16 protein-coding genes are annotated in these 19170 nt (G+C 38.5%); 13 read left to right on the top strand and 3 right to left on the bottom strand.

Going from position 1 to position 19170, the window contains the following annotated elements; genetic code table 11:
• Positions 1-15: 15 nt before the first annotated feature.
• Positions 16-1236: a DUF418 domain-containing protein gene (locus BG04_RS26715; RefSeq protein ID WP_034650968.1), complete on the bottom strand. Its 1221-nt coding sequence runs from the start codon at positions 1234-1236 to the stop codon at positions 16-18.
• A 165-nt stretch (positions 1237-1401) separates the two neighbouring features.
• Between BG04_RS26715 and BG04_RS26710 the strand changes: the two genes are divergently transcribed.
• The 6 genes from BG04_RS26710 to odhB all read left to right on the top strand — a co-directional run bounded on the left by BG04_RS26710 (position 1402) and on the right by odhB (position 9743).
• On the top strand, positions 1402-2298 hold the full coding sequence (locus tag BG04_RS26710) for an NAD-dependent epimerase/dehydratase family protein (protein WP_034650972.1): 897 nt from the start codon (positions 1402-1404) through the stop codon (positions 2296-2298).
• 122 nt (positions 2299-2420) lie between these two features.
• The gene (locus BG04_RS26705; RefSeq protein ID WP_013083706.1) at positions 2421-2867 is read left to right on the top strand and encodes an OsmC family protein; all 447 of its coding nucleotides are present in this window, start codon (positions 2421-2423) and stop codon (positions 2865-2867) included.
• Positions 2868-3007: 140 nt separating this feature from the next.
• A complete protein-coding gene (locus BG04_RS26700; protein WP_034650974.1) occupies positions 3008-4552 on the top strand; it encodes an MDR family MFS transporter in 1545 nt (514 codons plus the stop codon).
• Between the two features lie 66 nt (positions 4553-4618).
• Positions 4619-5206 (top strand): PadR family transcriptional regulator, encoded by a 588-nt coding sequence (locus BG04_RS26695; RefSeq protein WP_034650977.1) that lies wholly within the window; start codon positions 4619-4621, stop codon positions 5204-5206.
• Between the two features lie 363 nt (positions 5207-5569).
• Positions 5570-8431 (top strand): 2-oxoglutarate dehydrogenase E1 component, encoded by a 2862-nt coding sequence (gene sucA, locus BG04_RS26690; RefSeq protein ID WP_034650980.1) that lies wholly within the window; start codon positions 5570-5572, stop codon positions 8429-8431.
• A gap of 16 nt (positions 8432-8447) precedes the next feature.
• Positions 8448-9743 (top strand): 2-oxoglutarate dehydrogenase complex dihydrolipoyllysine-residue succinyltransferase, encoded by a 1296-nt coding sequence (odhB, locus tag BG04_RS26685; RefSeq protein ID WP_014459542.1) that lies wholly within the window; start codon positions 8448-8450, stop codon positions 9741-9743.
• Positions 9744-9784: 41 nt separating this feature from the next.
• Here odhB and BG04_RS26680 read toward each other — a convergent pair whose 3' ends face one another.
• Positions 9785-10393: a TetR/AcrR family transcriptional regulator gene (locus BG04_RS26680; RefSeq protein ID WP_034650981.1), complete on the bottom strand. Its 609-nt coding sequence runs from the start codon at positions 10391-10393 to the stop codon at positions 9785-9787.
• Positions 10394-10589: 196 nt separating this feature from the next.
• Between BG04_RS26680 and BG04_RS26675 the strand changes: the two genes are divergently transcribed.
• The 7 genes from BG04_RS26675 (at position 10590) to BG04_RS26645 (ending at position 18362) form a co-directional block, all read left to right on the top strand.
• Positions 10590-11765, top strand: coding sequence for a YhgE/Pip domain-containing protein (locus tag BG04_RS26675; RefSeq protein WP_034650983.1), 1176 nt, complete (start codon positions 10590-10592; stop codon positions 11763-11765).
• 35 nt (positions 11766-11800) lie between these two features.
• Positions 11801-13315: an FAD-dependent monooxygenase gene (locus tag BG04_RS26670; RefSeq protein ID WP_230586539.1), complete on the top strand. Its 1515-nt coding sequence runs from the start codon at positions 11801-11803 to the stop codon at positions 13313-13315.
• A gap of 131 nt (positions 13316-13446) precedes the next feature.
• Positions 13447-14139, top strand: a complete 693-nt coding sequence (locus BG04_RS26665; protein WP_034655080.1) for a response regulator transcription factor — start codon at positions 13447-13449, stop codon at positions 14137-14139.
• A complete protein-coding gene (locus BG04_RS26660; RefSeq protein WP_034650986.1) occupies positions 14136-15605 on the top strand; it encodes a sensor histidine kinase in 1470 nt (489 codons plus the stop codon). Before BG04_RS26665 ends, BG04_RS26660 begins: the two co-directional genes overlap by 4 nt.
• Before the next feature lie 25 nt (positions 15606-15630).
• Entirely contained in the window at positions 15631-16698 is a 1068-nt protein-coding gene (locus tag BG04_RS26655) for a TolB family protein (protein ID WP_034650988.1), read from the top strand.
• A gap of 160 nt (positions 16699-16858) precedes the next feature.
• Positions 16859-17575, top strand: coding sequence for a M15 family metallopeptidase (locus BG04_RS26650; protein ID WP_034650990.1), 717 nt, complete (start codon positions 16859-16861; stop codon positions 17573-17575).
• A 115-nt stretch (positions 17576-17690) separates the two neighbouring features.
• Positions 17691-18362, top strand: coding sequence for a DUF421 domain-containing protein (locus BG04_RS26645; protein ID WP_013057585.1), 672 nt, complete (start codon positions 17691-17693; stop codon positions 18360-18362).
• Between the two features lie 27 nt (positions 18363-18389).
• Here BG04_RS26645 and BG04_RS26640 read toward each other — a convergent pair whose 3' ends face one another.
• Positions 18390-19124 carry a polysaccharide deacetylase family protein gene (locus tag BG04_RS26640; RefSeq protein WP_051975581.1) on the bottom strand — a complete coding sequence of 245 codons (735 nt, stop codon included), beginning with the start codon at positions 19122-19124 and terminating at the stop codon, positions 18390-18392.
• Positions 19125-19170 lie beyond the last annotated feature (46 nt).

Raw genomic sequence — 19170 nt, 5'->3', positions numbered from 1 at the left:
AAGGCCGATTTGCTGTTAAGCTGAAGCTTTTCTATTCCGTCTGAGAGGCGGGAAAGATCGGTATGTAAAGCTCCGCCATAACCATTCACACGGACCGTAATAGAAATAATAAAGCCACCACTTATTAAAAAAAAGCTGGAGTGTATATATAATGAGAGAAATAATCGTGCTTTCTGTTAAGGTAAGAGTTCCGTATAAACCAAAGTCTCTAACCATCCACAGGCAAATTAAAGTTTGGCTAAGGTAAGTTGTTAATGCCATTGTTCCACTATACTTAAAAAGACCCAGCATCGAAGCGTAAGGAGAAAATTGCAGGAATAACAGTAAGGTGGTAAGATAAAAAAAACATAGAAAAATGCCGCTCAAACTTGTAAAAAGGTGAATGGCCGACTGCTGATAGAGTCCATATTTTAAAATTTCTAGTTTTAAGATAGCGAGAATGATAGTTAAAGTAAAACCTGCTGCACCTGTTATTAACTGAATTTTCTTAAAAAAGGAACGATTTTGTTCGATACTATGTACTAATTCTTTTTTAGCAGTATATAAGCCAAATAAAAACATAGAAAATACGGGAAAGATAGAAAACGGTAGATTTAATAGCATAGGTACCACTTCAACATTCAAACGATAAAACAGCCAAGATAAATAGTCTGCTTGCCTGTAGGTGGATAAATATTGGACTAAGGCATGTTCATGTAAAACCTTATACTCCAACTGAGCCTCCTGCAAGACGTGGGCTGGAATAAAAAACTGCATGCAAGCCAAAAGATAAAAAAAGCATAGCAAGCCTATTGCCCACAGCAAAATCGTCTTGGTTTTTTGATTATAAAAAAACAACAATAAAAAACCGCCAATAGCATACACATGCAAAATGTCTCCATACCAGAAAAAGACAAGATGAAAAAGCCCGATTAATAGCAAAGAAGCCATTCTTCTTGACCATAAAGCAGCGGCAAAGTAATGCTTTTCTTCAGCTCTACGCAAAAAGATTCCGCATCCAAGTCCAAATAAAAAAGAAAAAATCGTAAAAAACTTTCCTTGAACAAACAGCAGCAGGAATAAATCAATATAAGCATCGATTCCTTTATATTCATAAGGAATATCGTACATTTGAAAAATAAATATCGGATAAGCAAAAGCAGGGATATTTACTAAGAAAATGCCTAGCAAAGCAATACCCCGAATAATATCAAGAACAACAAGGCGGTCGTTAAGGGGAAGTGGAGAAGGATTCATCACTGTCGCTCCTTTTTGTTAGATATGTACATCTTAACACGGCAGTGGCGAAAAAATAGGGGGGAATATAAAAAAATAAGCGGAAAGATTCATAGCTTTATGAACAAAAAAGTTGGATAATAATGGTATGGTTACTCATATCAAATACGAAAGGTGGAGAAAAAGATGAAAACAGCACTTGTGTTAGGTGGAACTCGTTTTTTTGGAAAAAATTTAGTCCAGACATTGCTCTCTAAAGGAGTTAAGGTTACGTTAGCAACGCGAGGTAAAACACCAGATGATTTCAGCGACCGAGTTGAACGGATTTTTCTTGATCGTGTAGAAAAAGATTCTGTAATCGAAACAACACGAGGAAGAAAATGGGATGTTATCTTCGATCAAATATGCTATTCTTCACACGGCGCAGCTGTGGCTGTTGAAGCTTTTCGTCATAGTACGAGTCACTATGTACTCACCTCGACTCTTTCAGTATACGGTTCTTTAGAAAAAACGTGTTATGAAGAAGATTTTGACCCATACAAGTATCCTATTTCATATACACGCCGTGAAAATATTTCCTACCAAGAAGGAAAACGCCAAGCTGAAGCGGTATTTTTTCAAAAAGCACCGTTTTCGGTAACGGCTGTCCGTTTTCCAATTGTAATGGGAAAAGATGATTATACGGATCGTTTACGTTTTCACGTAGAAAAAATTATGCATGAAGAAGAAATTGGTGTACCGGCTATCGAAGCGGAAATGAACTTTATTTCACAGGAAGAAGCTGGTGAATTTTTAGTCTGGTGTGCAGAGCAGAAGCTAAAAGGGCCGATTAATGCTTGTTCAAATGGTACCATTTCACTCAAAAATTTATTTTCATATATTGAACAAGCAGCGGGTAAAACAGCAAAAACAACCTCTCGTTTAACAGACGAAAATAGTTCTCCGTACGGAGTAGATCATTCTTGGACAATGAGCAATGAAAAAGCTAGCTTTTGGGGATATTCATTTACAAATCTGCAGGACTGGTTGCCATCATTAATCAAAGCTTTCGTTGAAAGCGAAAAGAAAGTACCTTTAAGTTAAGAGAAAACAAAGACTGCGCTGTTTAGCAGTCTTTTTGCTGTTACAAGCAGAACATTTTTATTTTATACATAAAAAGGGTACGCTAGGTACACATCATTATATAGAAGGAAGAAGGATAAACTATGGCAAAACACCATTTTCACCTGCAAGCAAATTGGCCAGGAGGTCGAAATGAAGTAGGTACAATTGAATCAGGACAATTAAAAACACAAATTTCTATTCCGCCAGAAATGGACGGGCCAGGAGTAGGAACAAATCCAGATGAAATGCTGCTAGGAGCAGCAGCCACTTGCTATATTATCACGCTTGCGGCGATGTTCGAAAGAAGCGGAATCCGTCAGGAAGCTTTAACGATGGAATCAGAAGCTGTTGTGGACGTAACGAATGGTGTATTCACATACGAAAAAATTATTCACAAACCTCACGTTATCATCACACCTGAACTTACGGCTCAAGAAGAAAAAATCAGTCGACTTATAAAAAAAGCAGAAACATCCTGTATGATTTCAAGAGCCATCCAAGGAAATGTTGAAATTGAATTAGAGCCCCGGCTCACAGTAAAAGCGTAATGAGTTCATTACGCTTTTTTTATGTTTATTTCTAAAAAATAGCACATTTAAGATTGTAAAATACTCAAATTTGAATATAATAATTTAAGTAGTTATCATTTCTGTTCATCAAGAAAGATGATGCGAAAGGAGGAACTGAAATGGTTTCATCGGAAAAACATATTCGTTTTATCGTAGCAGGATTGCTGCTCGGTATTTTTATGTCAGCCATGGATAATACCATCGTAGCGACGGCTATGGGGAAAATCATTTCTGATCTAGGTGGGTTAGATAAGTTTGTTTGGGTTACATCCGCCTATATGGTTGCCGTGATGGCAGGTATGCCGATATTTGGTAAACTGTCTGATATGTACGGTCGTAAACGGTTTTTTATTTTTGGATTGACGGTATTTTTACTTGGATCTGCATTGTGTGGCCTAGCGCAAAGCATTGTGCAGCTAAGTATCTACCGGGCGATTCAAGGGATTGGAGGAGGAGCGCTTCTTCCGATTGCTTTTACCATTGTATTTGATATTTTCCCTCCCGAAAAGCGCGGGAAGATGACTGGATTACTAGGTGCTGTTTTTGGCTCAGCAAGCGTATTTGGCCCGCTTCTTGGTGCCTACATTACAGAATATATCAGCTGGCACTGGGTGTTTTATGTGAACGTGCCGATTGGACTTTTGTCATTATTTTTTATCGTACGCTTTTATAAAGAGTCAAAAAGTCATAAAAAGCAAAAAATTGACTGGGCTGGTGCAGCCACTTTTGTAATTTCAGTAGTCAGTTTAATGTTTGCTCTTGAGCTTGGAGGAAAAGAGTATGAGTGGTCTTCTCCACAAATTTTATCTCTTTTCGTTATCTTTGCTGTGGCGCTATCATTCTTCTTTTTTGTAGAAAAACGGGCGCAAGAGCCGATTATTTCGTTTTGGATGTTCAAACGCCGTTTATTTGCAACATCACAAATTCTCGCTTTCTTATACGGAGCAACGTTTATTATTTTAACGGTATTTATTCCTATTTTCGTTCAAGCTGTTTATGGAGGTTCTGCTACAAATGCAGGTTTAATTTTAACTCCAATGATGTTAGGGTCGGTAGCAGGAAGTGCGATCGGTGGGATTTTTCTTACAAAAACAAGCTTCCGAAATTTAATGGTTATGTCCGTTTTCTCATTTGCAGTAGGAATGTTTTTATTAGGAACAATGGAACCTGATACACCTCGTTGGATGCTAACGGTATTCATGATTTTGACTGGGTTTGGCGTAGGATTTAGCTTTTCTCTTTTACCAACTTCGTCAACGCATAAGCTGGATCCACAGTTTAGAGGTTCTGCCAACTCAACGAACTCATTTGCGCGTTCTTTAGGAATGACGCTGGGAGTTACGATTTTTGGAACGATTCAAAGCAATACATTTACAAATGAGCTGCAGCGCAATTTTCAAGGTATGGGAAATGGATCACAAGGAGCATTTTCTCAAATAGGAGATCCGAGTGCAGTTTTTCAATCAAGTGCCCGAAACAGCATTCCGCCTCAAATATTAGATAAGATTGTTGATGCTATGTCTACATCGATCACGTATGCATTTATGCTTGCTCTTATTCCAATTGCAGTAGCTATCATTACTGTCTTTTTAATGGGAAATGAACGAGTGGAAGTTCCCCCTAAAAAGCGGGTAGAAGCTAAGGAACCTGCAGCTCAAAAATAGAAAAAGCACGAAGATTTTCGTGCTTTTTTTACTAAATAAGATGCATATCAAGAGGTGAAAGGTGTTATGAGTGTTAAATTAGTCATATTGGGTTTATTAATGGAAGGAAACAAGCACCCTTATGAAATTCAGCAAACCATTAATGAAAGACAAATGAAGCACTATATTAAACTGGCAAGCGGCTCTTTATATTATGCTTTTGATACGCTTGAAAAAAATCAGCTGGTGAAAGTAGTCGATGTGATTCGAGAGACGAACAGACCTGAAAAGACCGTTTATTCTATCACGGATGCAGGAAGAGAAGAATTTGAGCGCCTTTATTTTGAACAGCTATTAAAAAAAGAGCATATGCATAGACCAGTTTATGCTGCGCTTTCATTTACTTCTTACGTCGATCAAGAAAAAGTGGCTTCTTCTTTAGAAAAAAAGATTGAGGAAACGGCAGCTTATTTAGAAAAAATGCAAAATTTGTACCGAGTTAAAAAGGTGGATCATTCCATTGCAAATCTGTCGATCATTATGCGCACGATTATGCATTTGAAAGTAGAACTAACTTGGTTCACTCATTTACTCGAAGCGGCGAAAAGCAACAAGCTTACAGAAGTAGATGATGGTTATTTTGAAGACGTTGAAAAAATCGTAGATGAGTTTTAAAAAAGAAGCAAAACGCTGCTTCTTTTTTTTAATAGTCATAAAATATATTTCAAGCAATTTAATTTTGCCAAAAGCTAGGTCAATAACAATTAATTAACACCTGATTCGACCTTTAATCAGCTTTACTTATAAAACGCTTTCAAAAAGTAGTAAGACTATTAAAAAAGTAAAAAAAATTAAAGAAATATAGCGATTTCATTTTGATTGACGAGTAAAAGAGTGGTAAAATATAAGCAGATATCAGATACACACGCAGTGAGATTTATCACTCGTTGTAAAGATGTCAGACGATAAGGTAATCGACATTCAAAATGGAAAGATTGTTGAGTACGACAATTATTATAACTCGTTGGGGGTTTTATCATGGGTAACGAAACGTCGAATAGAGGGGAGCCTTGGCAAGGATTTTTGGGTCCGAACTATGGCTATGTATTAGAACAGTATGAGTTATATGAAGAGCAGTCAGATCTAGTAGATCCAGAGTTAAAAGAATTATTTGATTATTGGGGTGCTCCTCCATTAAACGAAAGCGAGCAGGTTCAGCAAGCTGAATACGCACAGGCTGTACCTTCAGCTAACACATCTAAAATTGCATCGGCTATTAAGCTAGCGGAAAACATCCGTGCTTATGGTCATCTATACGCATCAATTAAACCTCTTGAAAGCGAGAAGAAAGATCCTGTCTTGCTTCACTTGGAAGATTACAATTTAACGCAAGAAGATTTGAAATCAATTCCGGTTGATATTTTATGTACGAATGCGCCATCACACGTCAAAAATGGTTTAGACGCAATTAACTATTTAACAGATGTCTACACAAAAACCATTGCGTTTGAATTCCATCACGTACATAACATGGAAGAGAATAAGTGGCTGACTGATATGGTCGAGTCAGGTGCTATTTTCCAACCTCTTTCAAATGAGAAAAGAACTTCTGTATTAAAGCGTTTAACAGAAGTAGAAGGCTTTGAACAATTTTTACACCGTACATTTGTCGGACAAAAACGTTTTTCTATTGAAGGCGTAGATATGTTAATTCCACTTGTAGATGAACTGATTGCACGCTCAGTGGAAACAAGCCCAAAAACGGTTAATATCGGTATGGCTCATCGTGGACGCTTAAATGTATTGGCCCACGTATTAGGCAAGCCGTATGAAATGATTTTTGCAGAATTCCAGCATGCACCTAACAAGGAATTAGTTCCTTCAGAAGGTTCAATCGGTATCAACTACGGCTGGACGGGAGACGTAAAATATCACCTGGGTGCTGACAAACAAATTAAAGCAGAAAACACAGTTCGAGCTCGTTTGACATTGGCTAGCAACCCTAGTCACTTGGAGTTTGTTAATCCGGTTGTGGAAGGGTTTACAAGAGCGGCTCAAGATGAGCGTGATGTGAATGGATACCCAAAACAAGATGTAAAAAAATCGTTCGCGATTTTAATTCACGGAGATGCTGCGTTCCCTGGTGAAGGTATTGTACAAGAAACGCTGAACTTAAATCAATTGACTGGTTATCAAACAGGTGGAACAATCCACATTATTGCTAACAACATGATTGGATTTACAACAGAAAGCGTCGATTCTCGTTCAACGAAATATGCAAGTGACTTAGCCAAAGGGTTTGAAATTCCAATTGTTCACGTAAATGCGGATGATCCGGAAGCCTGTTTAGCTGCTGCTTATTTTGCTTATGAGTATCGCAGACGCTTTAACAAAGATTTCTTGATTGATTTAATTGGATACCGTCGATTTGGCCACAATGAAATGGATGAACCGTCTGTAACGCAGCCGAAGATGTATGAAATTGTGACAAAACGTCCAACCGTTCGTGCTATGTATGCAAAGCAGCTTGAAGAACAAAACGTGATTCAAAGCGGCCAAGCAGATCAAATTAATGAAGAGTTACAAGCGAAGTTAAAAGCAGCTTATGAGAAAGTACCGCCAAAAGCTGAAAAGCAACATAGAATTATGGAAATGCCACAAGCAGTCTTCAAAGGAATTTCAGATATTGATACATCGGTTACAAAAGAAGAGCTGTTTGAAGTAAATCAAGAGCTGGTGAAATATCCTGAAGGATTTAACGTATTTCCAAAACTTGATCGCATCTTATCTAAACGTGCCAAAGCGTTTGAAGAAAATGAAAGCGTAGATTGGTCATTGGGTGAAGCATTTGCATTTGCTACGATTTTAAGAGACGGCACGCCAATTCGTATTACAGGCCAGGACTCTGAACGCGGTACGTTTGCACATAGACATCTTGTTCTGCATGATCATAAGACAGGGGATGTTTACTCACCACTACACGCAATGAAGAACGTAAGCGCTTCCTTTGATATCCGTAACAGTCCATTATCTGAAGGATCCGTGCTTGGATTTGAATACGGCTATAATGTATTTGCTCCTGAAACGCTTGTTCTTTGGGAAGCACAGTTCGGTGATTTTGCCAATGCAGGTCAAGTTATTATTGACCAGTTTATTGCCGCAGGCCGTGCTAAGTGGGGACAAAAATCTGGAATGGTCTTATTGCTGCCACACGGCCATGAAGGTCAAGGGCCAGAACACTCAAGCGCTCGTCTAGAACGTTATTTACAGCTAGCTGGAGAAAACAACTGGACAATCGCAAACGTAACAAGCGCTGCGCAATATTTCCACTTACTTCGACGACAAGCTGCCATTTTACAGCGCGAAGAAGTAAGACCGCTAGTAGTTATGACACCAAAAAGTTTGCTTCGTAATGCTTTTAGTGTGTCAAACCTTGAAGAGTTTACAAAAGGCTCTTTCCGCTTAGTAGTAGAACAGCCTGGATTAGGCAAAAAAGAAGATGCAGTTGAACGAATCGTTCTGTGCAGCGGAAAAATCAGCAGTGAATTAACGGAACGCTTGAACAAAGCAGAAGATGATAAAGATTGGCTACACGTCCTTCGTCTAGAACAAATTTATCCGTTCCCAAGACGCGTAATTGCTGAAATCTTTGCTCGCTATAAAAATTTAAAAGAGATTGTCTGGTTACAAGAAGAGCCCGAAAACATGGGCGCATGGAACTATGTAGAAGATCGACTGCGTGAAGTAGCACCAGAAGGAGCTACGGTTGACTACATCGGCCGCACAAGACGCTCAAGTCCAGCTGAAGGAGATCCAACAGTTCACAGACAAGAACAAGAACGTATTTTACAAGATGCATTAACTAAAAATGAAATTGCTAACGACGTTGTTACACGATAAGGAAGGGGAATGAACCATGGGAGAGATTAAAGTACCGGAATTAGCAGAATCAATTTCTGAAGGAACAGTTGCACAGTGGCTAAAACAAGTAGGAGATTTCGTTGAAAAAGGCGATTATATCGTTGAACTTGAAACAGATAAAGTTAACGTTGAAATTACAGCTGAAGACTCTGGTGTGTTAACGGAACTTCTTGCTGGCGAAGGCGACACAGTGCAAGTTGGTGAAACAATTGCACGTCTTGAAGCGAAAGAAGGAGCTTCAGCACCAGCAGCACCAAAAGCTGAAGAAAAACCAGCAGAGGAAGCACCAAAGCAAGAAGCGGCTCCAGCTCAGCAAAAAACTGTTGAAGAAGTAGCGCCAGCAGCTGAAGCGCCTCAGCAAGGAAATCAAAAACAATGGCTAATTGCTTCTCCTGCAGCTCGCAAAGCAGCAAGAGAACGCGGGATTAAGCTAGATCAAGTGCCAACTACTGATCCTCTTGGCCGTGTGCGCAAACATGATATTGATTCGTATGCAGACCAAAAATCAAATGAGCAAAAGCAGCAGGCACAAGCAAGTAAGCCAGCTAACCCGGTATCTCCGTCTCCAGCGGCAAGTGAAAATAGCGACAAACCTGTTGAACGCGAACGTATGTCACGTCGTCGTCAAACAATTGCCAAACGTCTCGTTGAAGTTCAGCAAACAGCGGCTATGCTAACAACGTTTAACGAAGTAGACATGACTGCTGTTATGGCTCTTCGCAAACGACGCAAAGACAAATTTTTTGAACAGCACGACGTAAGACTTGGCTTTATGTCATTCTTTACAAAAGCAGTAGTAGCAGCACTTAAAAAGTATCCATTATTAAATGCTGAAATTCAAGGAAACGAGTTATTAATTAAGAAATTCTATGATATCGGTATTGCTGTGTCAGCTCCAGACGGTCTTGTTGTTCCAGTTGTACGTGATGCTGACCGCAAAACATTCGCTGGTATCGAAGGATCTATCGTTGATTTAGCGAAAAAAGCGCGCGACAACAAATTAGCATTAAAAGATTTACAAGGTGGAACTTTCACAATTACAAACGGCGGCGTATTCGGTTCATTAATGTCTACACCAATTTTAAACGGGCCTCAAGTTGGTATTTTAGGAATGCATAAAGTTCAGCTTCGTCCGGTAGCAATTGATGAAGAGCGTATCGAAAATCGTCCGATGATGTACATTGCACTTTCTTACGATCACCGTATCGTTGACGGCAAAGAAGCCGTAAGCTTCCTAGCTACTGTTAAAGAACTATTAGAAGATCCAGAATCTTTATTACTAGAAGGTTAATAAAAAGAACCTGCTATTTTCTTAGAGAATAGCAGGTTCTTTTATGTTCTTTTAATGCCTGCAACATAAGCAGGACCCAAAAAAGTCATGCTAGCGAGTGTCAGGGCCATTTCTCCCGGTGACTGCTTCATACCTTGTTCTAACCAGTGCTGAATAACTCCAAGATGCGCTGACGTTACGTAAGATATTAAATGTTCAAGTGGAACAAGCGGAGGCGTTTTATTATCAATGAGCTCTAATTTTTCGAGCATATTGGTTTTCATAACTTCTTTAATTTTAAGATGAAAGCCAGGGTTGCCTTTTGGACCAAGCATAACCTGCATAAAACGTGCATTTTCTTGAATATATTCAAAAAGTGTAATAATAAACGGCAAAGGCTGTTCTTTCAAATTAGCAGACACAATCTCATTGGGATTTGCTTTTTTGATAAATTCTTTTATTTCTTGAATGACTTCATTTTCGCTTTTTTCAAGCAAATCGTATTTGTCTTGGTAGTGTAAATAAAAAGTTCCGCGATTAATATCCGCTTTGTTCGTCAAATCCCTGACCGTTACGCCTTCAAACCCTTTCTCTTCCATTAATTCTGTCAAAGCATCTCGGATAAATCTTTTCGTTCGAATAATTCTGCGATCTGTTTTTGAATTCCCCACGGCTTTTAAACACCTACTTTTTCTTTAATAATGAACAGTTATATGCTTTGTGTTAAGTAATCGACATTCCCGCTATTATTGCATATTGAGAATACAGGTAATTTCATTATAATTTACATAGTGACCACTAATCAACATCATGTACATTATCTTTTCGTTAACGTGTATATCCTTAAAACAAAAAGGAGAGATCTATATGAAATTAGGGAATCAAAAGCTTATATATTTTTCACCAATTATAGTAGTAGCTGTTATTTTTATCTTTATTCTAACCTTAATTCCTTCGGCAAGCTCAGCACCTAAGAATTTGCCAATCGCATTCGTAAATGCTGACGAAGGAATGACAGTTCCAGCAAAGGGTAATGTAAATATAGGAAATCAAATGAAACAAAATATGAAACAGGCAAATACCGAACAGTCTTCGGTTAAATGGATCTTTGTCTCAAATACTAAAGAAGTTGAAAAGGGGTTAAATAATCAACAATACTACGGGGCGCTTATCATTCCAAAAGATTTCACAAAAAAACAGGCGACTCTTCAGACGGCTAAGCCTGATACACCTGCTGTTAAATTATTAGTGAATCAAGGAATGAATACAGCTGCTTCAACCCTAGCAAGTCAGGTGCTAAACGGGGCAGTTGATAAGATGAATGAAAATATGCGCTTGCAGCTAGTGAAAAGATTTGAACAAAACGGAACGCAACTAAGTGCAAACCAAGCATTAGCACTCGCTGCACCGATTCAAAAGACAGTGATAAACGTAAACGAAACAGGGACTCATAGTGTCAACGGAAATGCCCCCGTTTCATTATTTCAGCCGCTGTGGATGGCAAGTATAGCCGGTGCTGCAATGATCTTCCTCAGCATTCAAAAAATCACGTTTTCTTCTCGTAAAGAGAAAATCGTTAACCAAGTAGGACTCGTAATCATCGGGGTTATACTTGCTTTAGCTGCAGGTTTCGGGCTAGCGTGGCTGGCTGAAGTAGTTGGAATAAGCGTTCCTTCATTTTTGGATACAGCACTATTCTTAGCTATTGCTTACTTCAGTTTTTTCACCTTGATATCAGCCGTACTTTCATGGCTAGGACTAAAGGGACTTCCGATTTTTGTTATTGTTCTATTTTTTGGCGCACCTTTGCTTTCAATAGCCCCAGAAATTATGCCTGATTTTTATAGAGAGTTGATTTATCCATGGCTGCCAATGAGATTTATGGTAGATGGCGTAAGAGAACTATTTTTCTTTGGAGAACATCTGACATGGAATCCTTCTGTATCTGCTCTAGCTCTTATCTCTTTAATAAGTTTGTGTGCTCTGTTTACTTCTGCTTTACCTGCATCTTCTGTAAAAAAAGAGAAGTCTCGCTCAATATAAAAGATACTGTAACTGAATGAAAAGGAGAGATGATGATGAATCCACAAATCCTAATCGTTGGTGCCGGCCCTACTGGCCTCGTTATGGCCTACAATTTAGCCAGACATAACATTCCTTTTCGAATTATTGATAGAAGCGACGGACCTGGGCAAGCCTCCCGGGCAATGGCTATTTTACCGCGAACACTTGAATTTTATCAGCAGTTCGGTTTTGCAGATGAAGTCATAGACAGCGGGATTAAGATGGAAGATGTATACATCCGAGTGAAGAATAAAATAAAAGCAAAAGTTCATCTAGGATCTTTAGGAGAAGGATTAAGTCCTTTTCCTTTTGTTCTTACATTTCCACAGGACGACCACGAGCGGTTTCTGCTTGGAAAATTAAAAAATTTTGGAATCGAAGTAGAATGGAGGACGGAGTTACTATCTCTAGCTGAACACGGAGAAGGGGTAAAAACTTTATTAAAAGCCCAGCAAGAGGAAACCGCTTATTTTAAGTATATTTGTGGATGTGACGGAGCACACAGTACCGTTCGCAAGCAAATGAAGATAGAGTTTAAAGGAGAAAAATATAAACAGCATTTTTATGTGATGGATGTTCACGGCTCTGGTGAAGTGATGAAGGATCAAAAAATCAGTATTTCCTTTAGCAATGAAGAATTTTTGATTTGTATGCCGGTTAGAAGTAAAGGAACGTATCGAATGATTGGCATTATTCCTTCAGCTTTTAGAGATCAAAACGATGTAAAAGCTGAAAACATTCACGCTTTTATTCAACGAACATTTGGTGTTCAGATTGAGGGTATAAATTGGTTCTCGACATATCATATCCATCACAGAGTAGCAAATCGTTTCCGACAAGGGCGTATTTTTCTAAGTGGAGATGCAGCCCATATTCATAGTCCTGCAGGCGGACAAGGAATGAACACAGGAATTGGAGATGCAATCAACCTTTCATGGAAATTAGCAGCTGTCCTTCAACACAAAGCGGCACTTTCCATATTAGATACATACGAAGAAGAAAGGTTGCCTTTTGCAGAGCTGCTTGTAAATACAACTGATCGCGCTTTTAAACGAATGGTGGCACGAGATAAAACGAGTCAATTTTTTAGGAAGCATATCTTTCCGCCTGTACTATCCTTTTTATTTCGTTTCCCTTATCCCCGTCACAAAGCATTTACGATTTTATCTCAAATCCGCATTAAGTATCGAAACAGTGACCTAAGCAGCGGGCAAGGGACAAATGTGCAAAGTGGTGATCGATTACCCTATGTAGAAGGGAATTTTGAATCTTTACAGTCTTTAAACTGGCAAATACATGTCTATGGAACAGCAGCAGAGAAGCTAAAAAAAAGCATGCAAGAAAAAGACTTCTCCTTGCACGAGTTTTCTTGGAACCCTTACTTGAAGAAAGCAGGGCTTCAAAAAGATGCTCTGTACGTTATTAGACCGGACGGATACATTGGTTTTATTAGCAGCGAGCAGCGTATAGATCTGCTTCATCAATATTTGAATACGCATAAAATCCTTCCTTTTACAAATGAATATTAGATCTAAAAAAACGCCATCTTATATGGTGTTTTTATTTTTGTTTACAATTTCGAAACAACTTGGAGATGTTTTTGGGAAAGCTGTTTGATAAGATAGACGAATAGAAATATCAAATGAAAGTACGTGATACATTGAATAAAAAGATTTTAGTAGTTGATGATGAAAAAAGTATTGCTACAGCAGTATCCTATGCTTTCAAGCGCGAAGGATATATTGTAGACACCGCATCTGACGGTGAAGAAGCACTTGAAAAAGTAAAAAGCTTTCAACCTGCCGTGATGATATTGGATGTGATGATGCCGAAATTAACCGGCTATGAAGTATGCCGAAAACTTGAGAATCGAAGAGGAATGGGGATTATCTTGTTAACAGTTAAAAATGATATCGTCGATAAAGTTCTAGGCTTAGAGTTAGGCGCAGATGATTACATGACCAAGCCTTTTGACGTAAGAGAACTTGTAGCTAGAGCTAAAGCACTTGTTCGGCGAATGGAAAAAAATGAAGCTCCTGAAGCTGTGGGAGAAATCACGGTGGGAAAAGTGAAGGTGAACTTAATTCAGCGCACGTTACATGTTGCCAATGAGTTAGTTAAGCTTACACCAAAGGAGTTTGATCTTATTGCTTTATTACTTGCCAATTTAGAGAGAGTGTACACACGAGAAGATTTACTAGATCTTGTCTGGGGAATGGATTATGCAGGCGGTACACGTACGGTAGATATTCACATGCAGCGCCTTCGAAAAAAAGTAGGAGAAGCAGAGCCTTATTTGCTTCAAACGGTATACGGGGTTGGATATAAAGCGACAGCAGGGATCAATGAATGAAAATCAGCCTAAAAGCTAAGATGGGACTCGTTCTTGCTTTTTTAATTATTTTAACAGTAACTGTACTGAGCGTACTTGTGTTAAAAGGAATTGAGACAAATCAGCGTGATCAGCTAGAAAGTGAACTTATTCAAAAAAGCAAAGCAGCCGAGCAGACGATTCATCAAAGTTATGTAACCGGTGACCCGTCTCTGAATACAGATTCTTTTCTTCAGCAAAAAGGACAGCGCCTTGCATCTTCGATTGCATCACAAAGCGGAATGCAAACAGTCCTATATAATCAAAAAGGACAGGAAGCAGGAAGCTCTATTCCCATCGGCCAAAAAGATGTGGATGTTTCTGATACGCTTAGCTATGCTTTGAAAGGAAAAATAGCCTATCAAATCTCGGGTTCTTCCCTTATTTACTTCGCACCTGTGTCAATCGATAATCAATTTATTGGAGCCATTCGTTTTGACCATTCCCTAAAAAATAATCAGCAGTTTATAGCTGATATTAGGCACTTATTTCGTATGGGAGGAATGATTGCAGCAGCAGTAGCTTTTTTAATTGGCTACGCTTATTTTTACCGCATTGCTTCGCTCATCGCTACGCTTCAAAAAACTTCACAGCAGATTCGAAAAGGCCATTATTTAACTGATGTACCGTTCAAACGACGCGATGAACTTGGAGAGCTCAGTCAAGGCTTGTTTTTTATGAGTACGTCGATTGAAAAAAATATCGATCAAATGAATGAAGAAAAAAGAAAGCTTGAGTTTGCTATTTCGAAACTGCAGTCTCTTGAACAGCAGCAAAAGCAGTTTATCGGTAACATCAGCCACGAATTTAAGACGCCTTTAACATCGATCAAAGCTTATGTTGACTTACTTGATATGTATCGAGATGATCCTCAGCTTATGGAAGACGGCGTGCAGAATATTCGTAAAGAGACGAATCGCCTTCATGAAATGGTAGATAAAATCTTAAAGCTTTCAGCGCTTGAAAAATATGATTTCGAGCAGCGGCCAGAGCAAGTTGAATTGAAGCGGCTTCTAGAAGACATATGCGATCGTATGAAAGGAAAAGCAGCTAAATTTGATTTGACTCTTCATACAAATATTAAAGAAGCAGTTGTTTGGGCTGATCGTGAAAGTTTAATACACATTTTTATCAATTTAATTGACAATGCTATTAAATATAATGAACCAGGCGGAAAAGTGGAAGTAACGTCTTACACTTTAGAGAATTCTATTATTGTGGATGTAGCTAACACCGGAATAGGGATTCCACCCGAAGCAGAAGAGAAATTATTTCAACCATTTTTCACCGTAAATAAAGATCGGTCGCGTTTATCCGGAGGTACAGGCCTTGGCTTAGCATTAGCCAAAGATTTAACTGAAAAACAAAAAGGCGTTATCAGGCTGCATCATTCTGACTCTAAATGGACGATTTTCAAAGTGTCGTTTCCTTTGAAACCAGAGAAATGAGTTAGCTAAAAGGAGTGAACCGTTATTGAAACGGTATAGATTAATGATATGTATAGCAAGCACTTTTCTTATTTTAACATCATGCGGACAAAAAGAAAGCCATAGAGAAACCGTTGAAAAACCCGACAAGAAAATTACTATATTGGACCAAGTAGATAAAGATGGAAAAATAGAAGTGAAAGATGTTCAGGATATTAACGGCGTAAGGGCGTTTCAATTTTTAAATGAAAACACAATGATTGTTAGTAAAGAAAATAAACAATTTCGTTCGCACGATTTCGGTCCCAAAGAGGTATATGCACAGAATCTAGCTACTTATAATCTAAAAAACAAGTCTACTTTTGTGTTGCATCCAAGCAATGAAATTCAACATGCGGCGAAGCTTTCTCCGAATGGTGATTATCTTTTTTATAAAGTAGCAAAAGGCGAAGATACATTTGGTTATATAATGAACCTTCAAACAAAAAAAACGGTTAAAATAAAGAATGTTCTTCTCTATCCATCAAGCGGAGAGTGGCTTAATAATTCAGAAGTAATGTTTATTACAATGGAAGGAAAGCTTTCTAAAGCAAATGTAAAAGGAGAAGCAGAACCTCTGTTGCACAGAGACGATCGAATCTTAGATGCAGTTAAAGGAATAGGTGGCATTTATTATATTGGTGTAAACAACCAGCTTTTTTTTCTTCATAACGAACAGACGAACCCTGAAAAAATCCGAGATAATGTGAGTTCTATTATCCCGTCTCCAAACGGAAAACAATTAGCACTCGTTCAGCAAAAAGATGCCCAAACGAGAACGTTGTCTATCACAGATTTAAAAGGATCAGAGGCCTTTCAGCTTGCTCTGTCCACTCAAATTTTTGGCGTAAGCTGGTCTCCCGACGGTTCGAAATTAGCCTATAACTTTATTTCTGAAAAAGAGGGAGATAAAGGGATATTCATAGCAGATGGATTAACAGGAGATGTTACACACTTAAACGTAAATTTAGACTATGCCGCTGATCAGCTTGCTTGGAGTCAATCAGGAAATAAACTAGTTGCATCGAGCTTTACGCAAAATCAAGTTCATACGTATATTATCTTTTTGAAATAGACTGCTTAGGCAGTCTATTTCTATTTTTTTCACACCTTACTTTTTTTAGAGTGTTTACAAGTTTGAAACAACTGAATAACAGACAGAAACATTTATATTTTATCCTTTCTTTATAGGCTTTTGTAGCGCATCAAAAGCCGCTTGAAAGGAGTAAGACATCATGAAATACTTTTTATTCATTTGTTCTTTAGCTTTTACGCTGATGATAGCAGGGTGCGGCACAAACAATTCTTCATCAAAGCCTGCTAGAGAATTTACAAAAAATGGACAGGCTCAAGTAGACGAAACAGTGGTAATAGCCAATCCAGAATCGGTTACAGCTTTAGTTAATAAAAAGCATCAGCTTCCTGAATCCTATCAGCCTTCCGATTTAGTCTATGCCGACGTTCCGTTTATCTTCAACGAAAAAATAGAAAAACGAATGCTTAGAAAGCCTGCAGCACAAGCGCTTGAAGAACTTTTCCGAGATGCTGAAAAAGAGGGAATCAGCTTACTTGGTGTATCCGGTTATCGATCTCACGAGCGTCAAAAAGAGCTTTTTGCATTTTACGCAAAGCGAGACGGAGAAGAACAAGCACGCACCTATAGCGCCTACCCTGGAACAAGTGAACACGAAACGGGACTAGCAATCGATGTCACGGGAGGAAGCGGAATGTGTGCTGCCGCAGACTGCTTTGCTGCTACATCAGAGGCTCATTGGCTTTCAAAAAATGCGTACCAATACGGATTCATTATTCGATACCCTGAAGGTGAAGAACAGGTTACCGGCTATAAATACGAACCATGGCACCTTAGGTATGTAGGGAAAAAAGCAGATGCATCCATTTTTAATCAATATGCAACGTTAGAAACCTATGCAAGTAAGAAAAAAGCTTAATCAAAAGTTCTATAACTGGAGAAAGAAGGAAAGAAAAATGAAAAGTCAGGTTTATCACTCTCACATATGATACAAACTGATACTATAACATGCTTGCTATAGAGGAAGGGTATCGATGTATAAAGATATTGCGATTGAACTGATATGTGGATTTTTAGCGCTATTTATTATGCTGAAGCTTTTAGGTAAGACGCAGTTTGCTCAAATCACCCCGTTTGACTTTATTACCACGCTTGTCCTGGGAAATATTGTGGGGGACGCAGCTCTTGAAAAAGGAGTAGAGTTAACTGAAATTCTTTATAGCGTTTTGATTTGGGGGCTTCTGATCTACGCAGTGACAAAGCTATCTCAAACCTTTACAGGATTTAGAGGGATTCTTGAAGGAAAGCCTTCAATGATTATTTATAAAGGGAAAATCCTTTATAAAGAGCTTAAGAAAAACAACTTGGACTTGAATCAGCTTCAGCATCTAATGAGACAGCAAGGGTATTTTTCACTGTATGAAGCAGAATACGTCATTTTAGAAACAAATGGAGAGGTGAGCGTCGCTCCTAAACACGAATTCGGCCCTCCGACGAAAAATGATTTAAATATCCCTTATTCTCAAACCAATTTACCTATTGCCTTAATCATGGATGGAAAAGTAGTGCCTGGTAATTTGAAAGAAGCAAACGTAGATGAAAAATGGTTGAAAAAACAGCTTGCAATCAAGAAAATTAAAAAATACAGCGAAGTTTTTTATGCTGAATGGCAGCAAGAGCGAGGACTAGAAATAACAAAATTCTAAAAACCCTTTCCTTAAAAGAAAGGGTTTTTAGCTTTCTTTTAATAGCTTAGCAAAATCTTCAATCGTTGTAGAATACGTGACGTAAAGACGGGGAATAAGATAGTTTTCATTTTTTTGTCCGCTCTCAGTGAAAGATTTTGGAATCGTTGAAAGGCCAAATGTATAATTCTTTTTTGTTTCTTCCACTACGCGGCTATTGACCTTTCCGTAAGGGTAAGCAAGAGCAATAACGGGCTGGCTCGTAATGGCTTCAATTTTTCGTTTTGAATCAGCTAGCTCGTAGGATAAATTTTTCGTCTTAGTTAAATCCGGATGAGTAGCGGTATGAGACTGAATAGAAAAAAATCCTGAATCAACAAATTTTTTTAAATCCGCTGGCGACAAACGGTTGGGACGGCCGATAAAATCTGAAATCACAAAAATTGTAGCCGCTGGATGAAATTGAGGGCTGGCTGCTCTTTGAAAAATGGGCAAGATAGTAAGATTATTTTTATATCCATCGTCAAATGTAATAAATATAGGTTTTTTCACATGCTTTAGTTCCTGCCATTTTTCAAATGTTAGCGGCGTATATCCTTGCTTTTTAAGATAAAGAAGTTGTTTCTCAAAATTTTCAGGCGTCACATACAGTTCTTTTTCCCCGTGGCCTGTGTAGGCATCAATAGAATGGTAAATCAAGACAGGCACTTTCACTTGGCTAAAAGCGGGGGAAGGGAAAATAACAGTTAGCACTAAGATAACAAAAATCGAAATTTTTCTCATAACAATCCTTTCTATTGCACAGTGGTGACGAGACTGTTTTAGTATG

Source organism: Priestia megaterium NBRC 15308 = ATCC 14581, assembly GCF_000832985.1.
Lineage (GTDB): Bacteria > Bacillota > Bacilli > Bacillales > Bacillaceae_H > Priestia > Priestia megaterium.
Note: the sequence above shows the minus strand (reverse complement) of the source record. Positions and strands in the feature narration are given on the sequence as shown.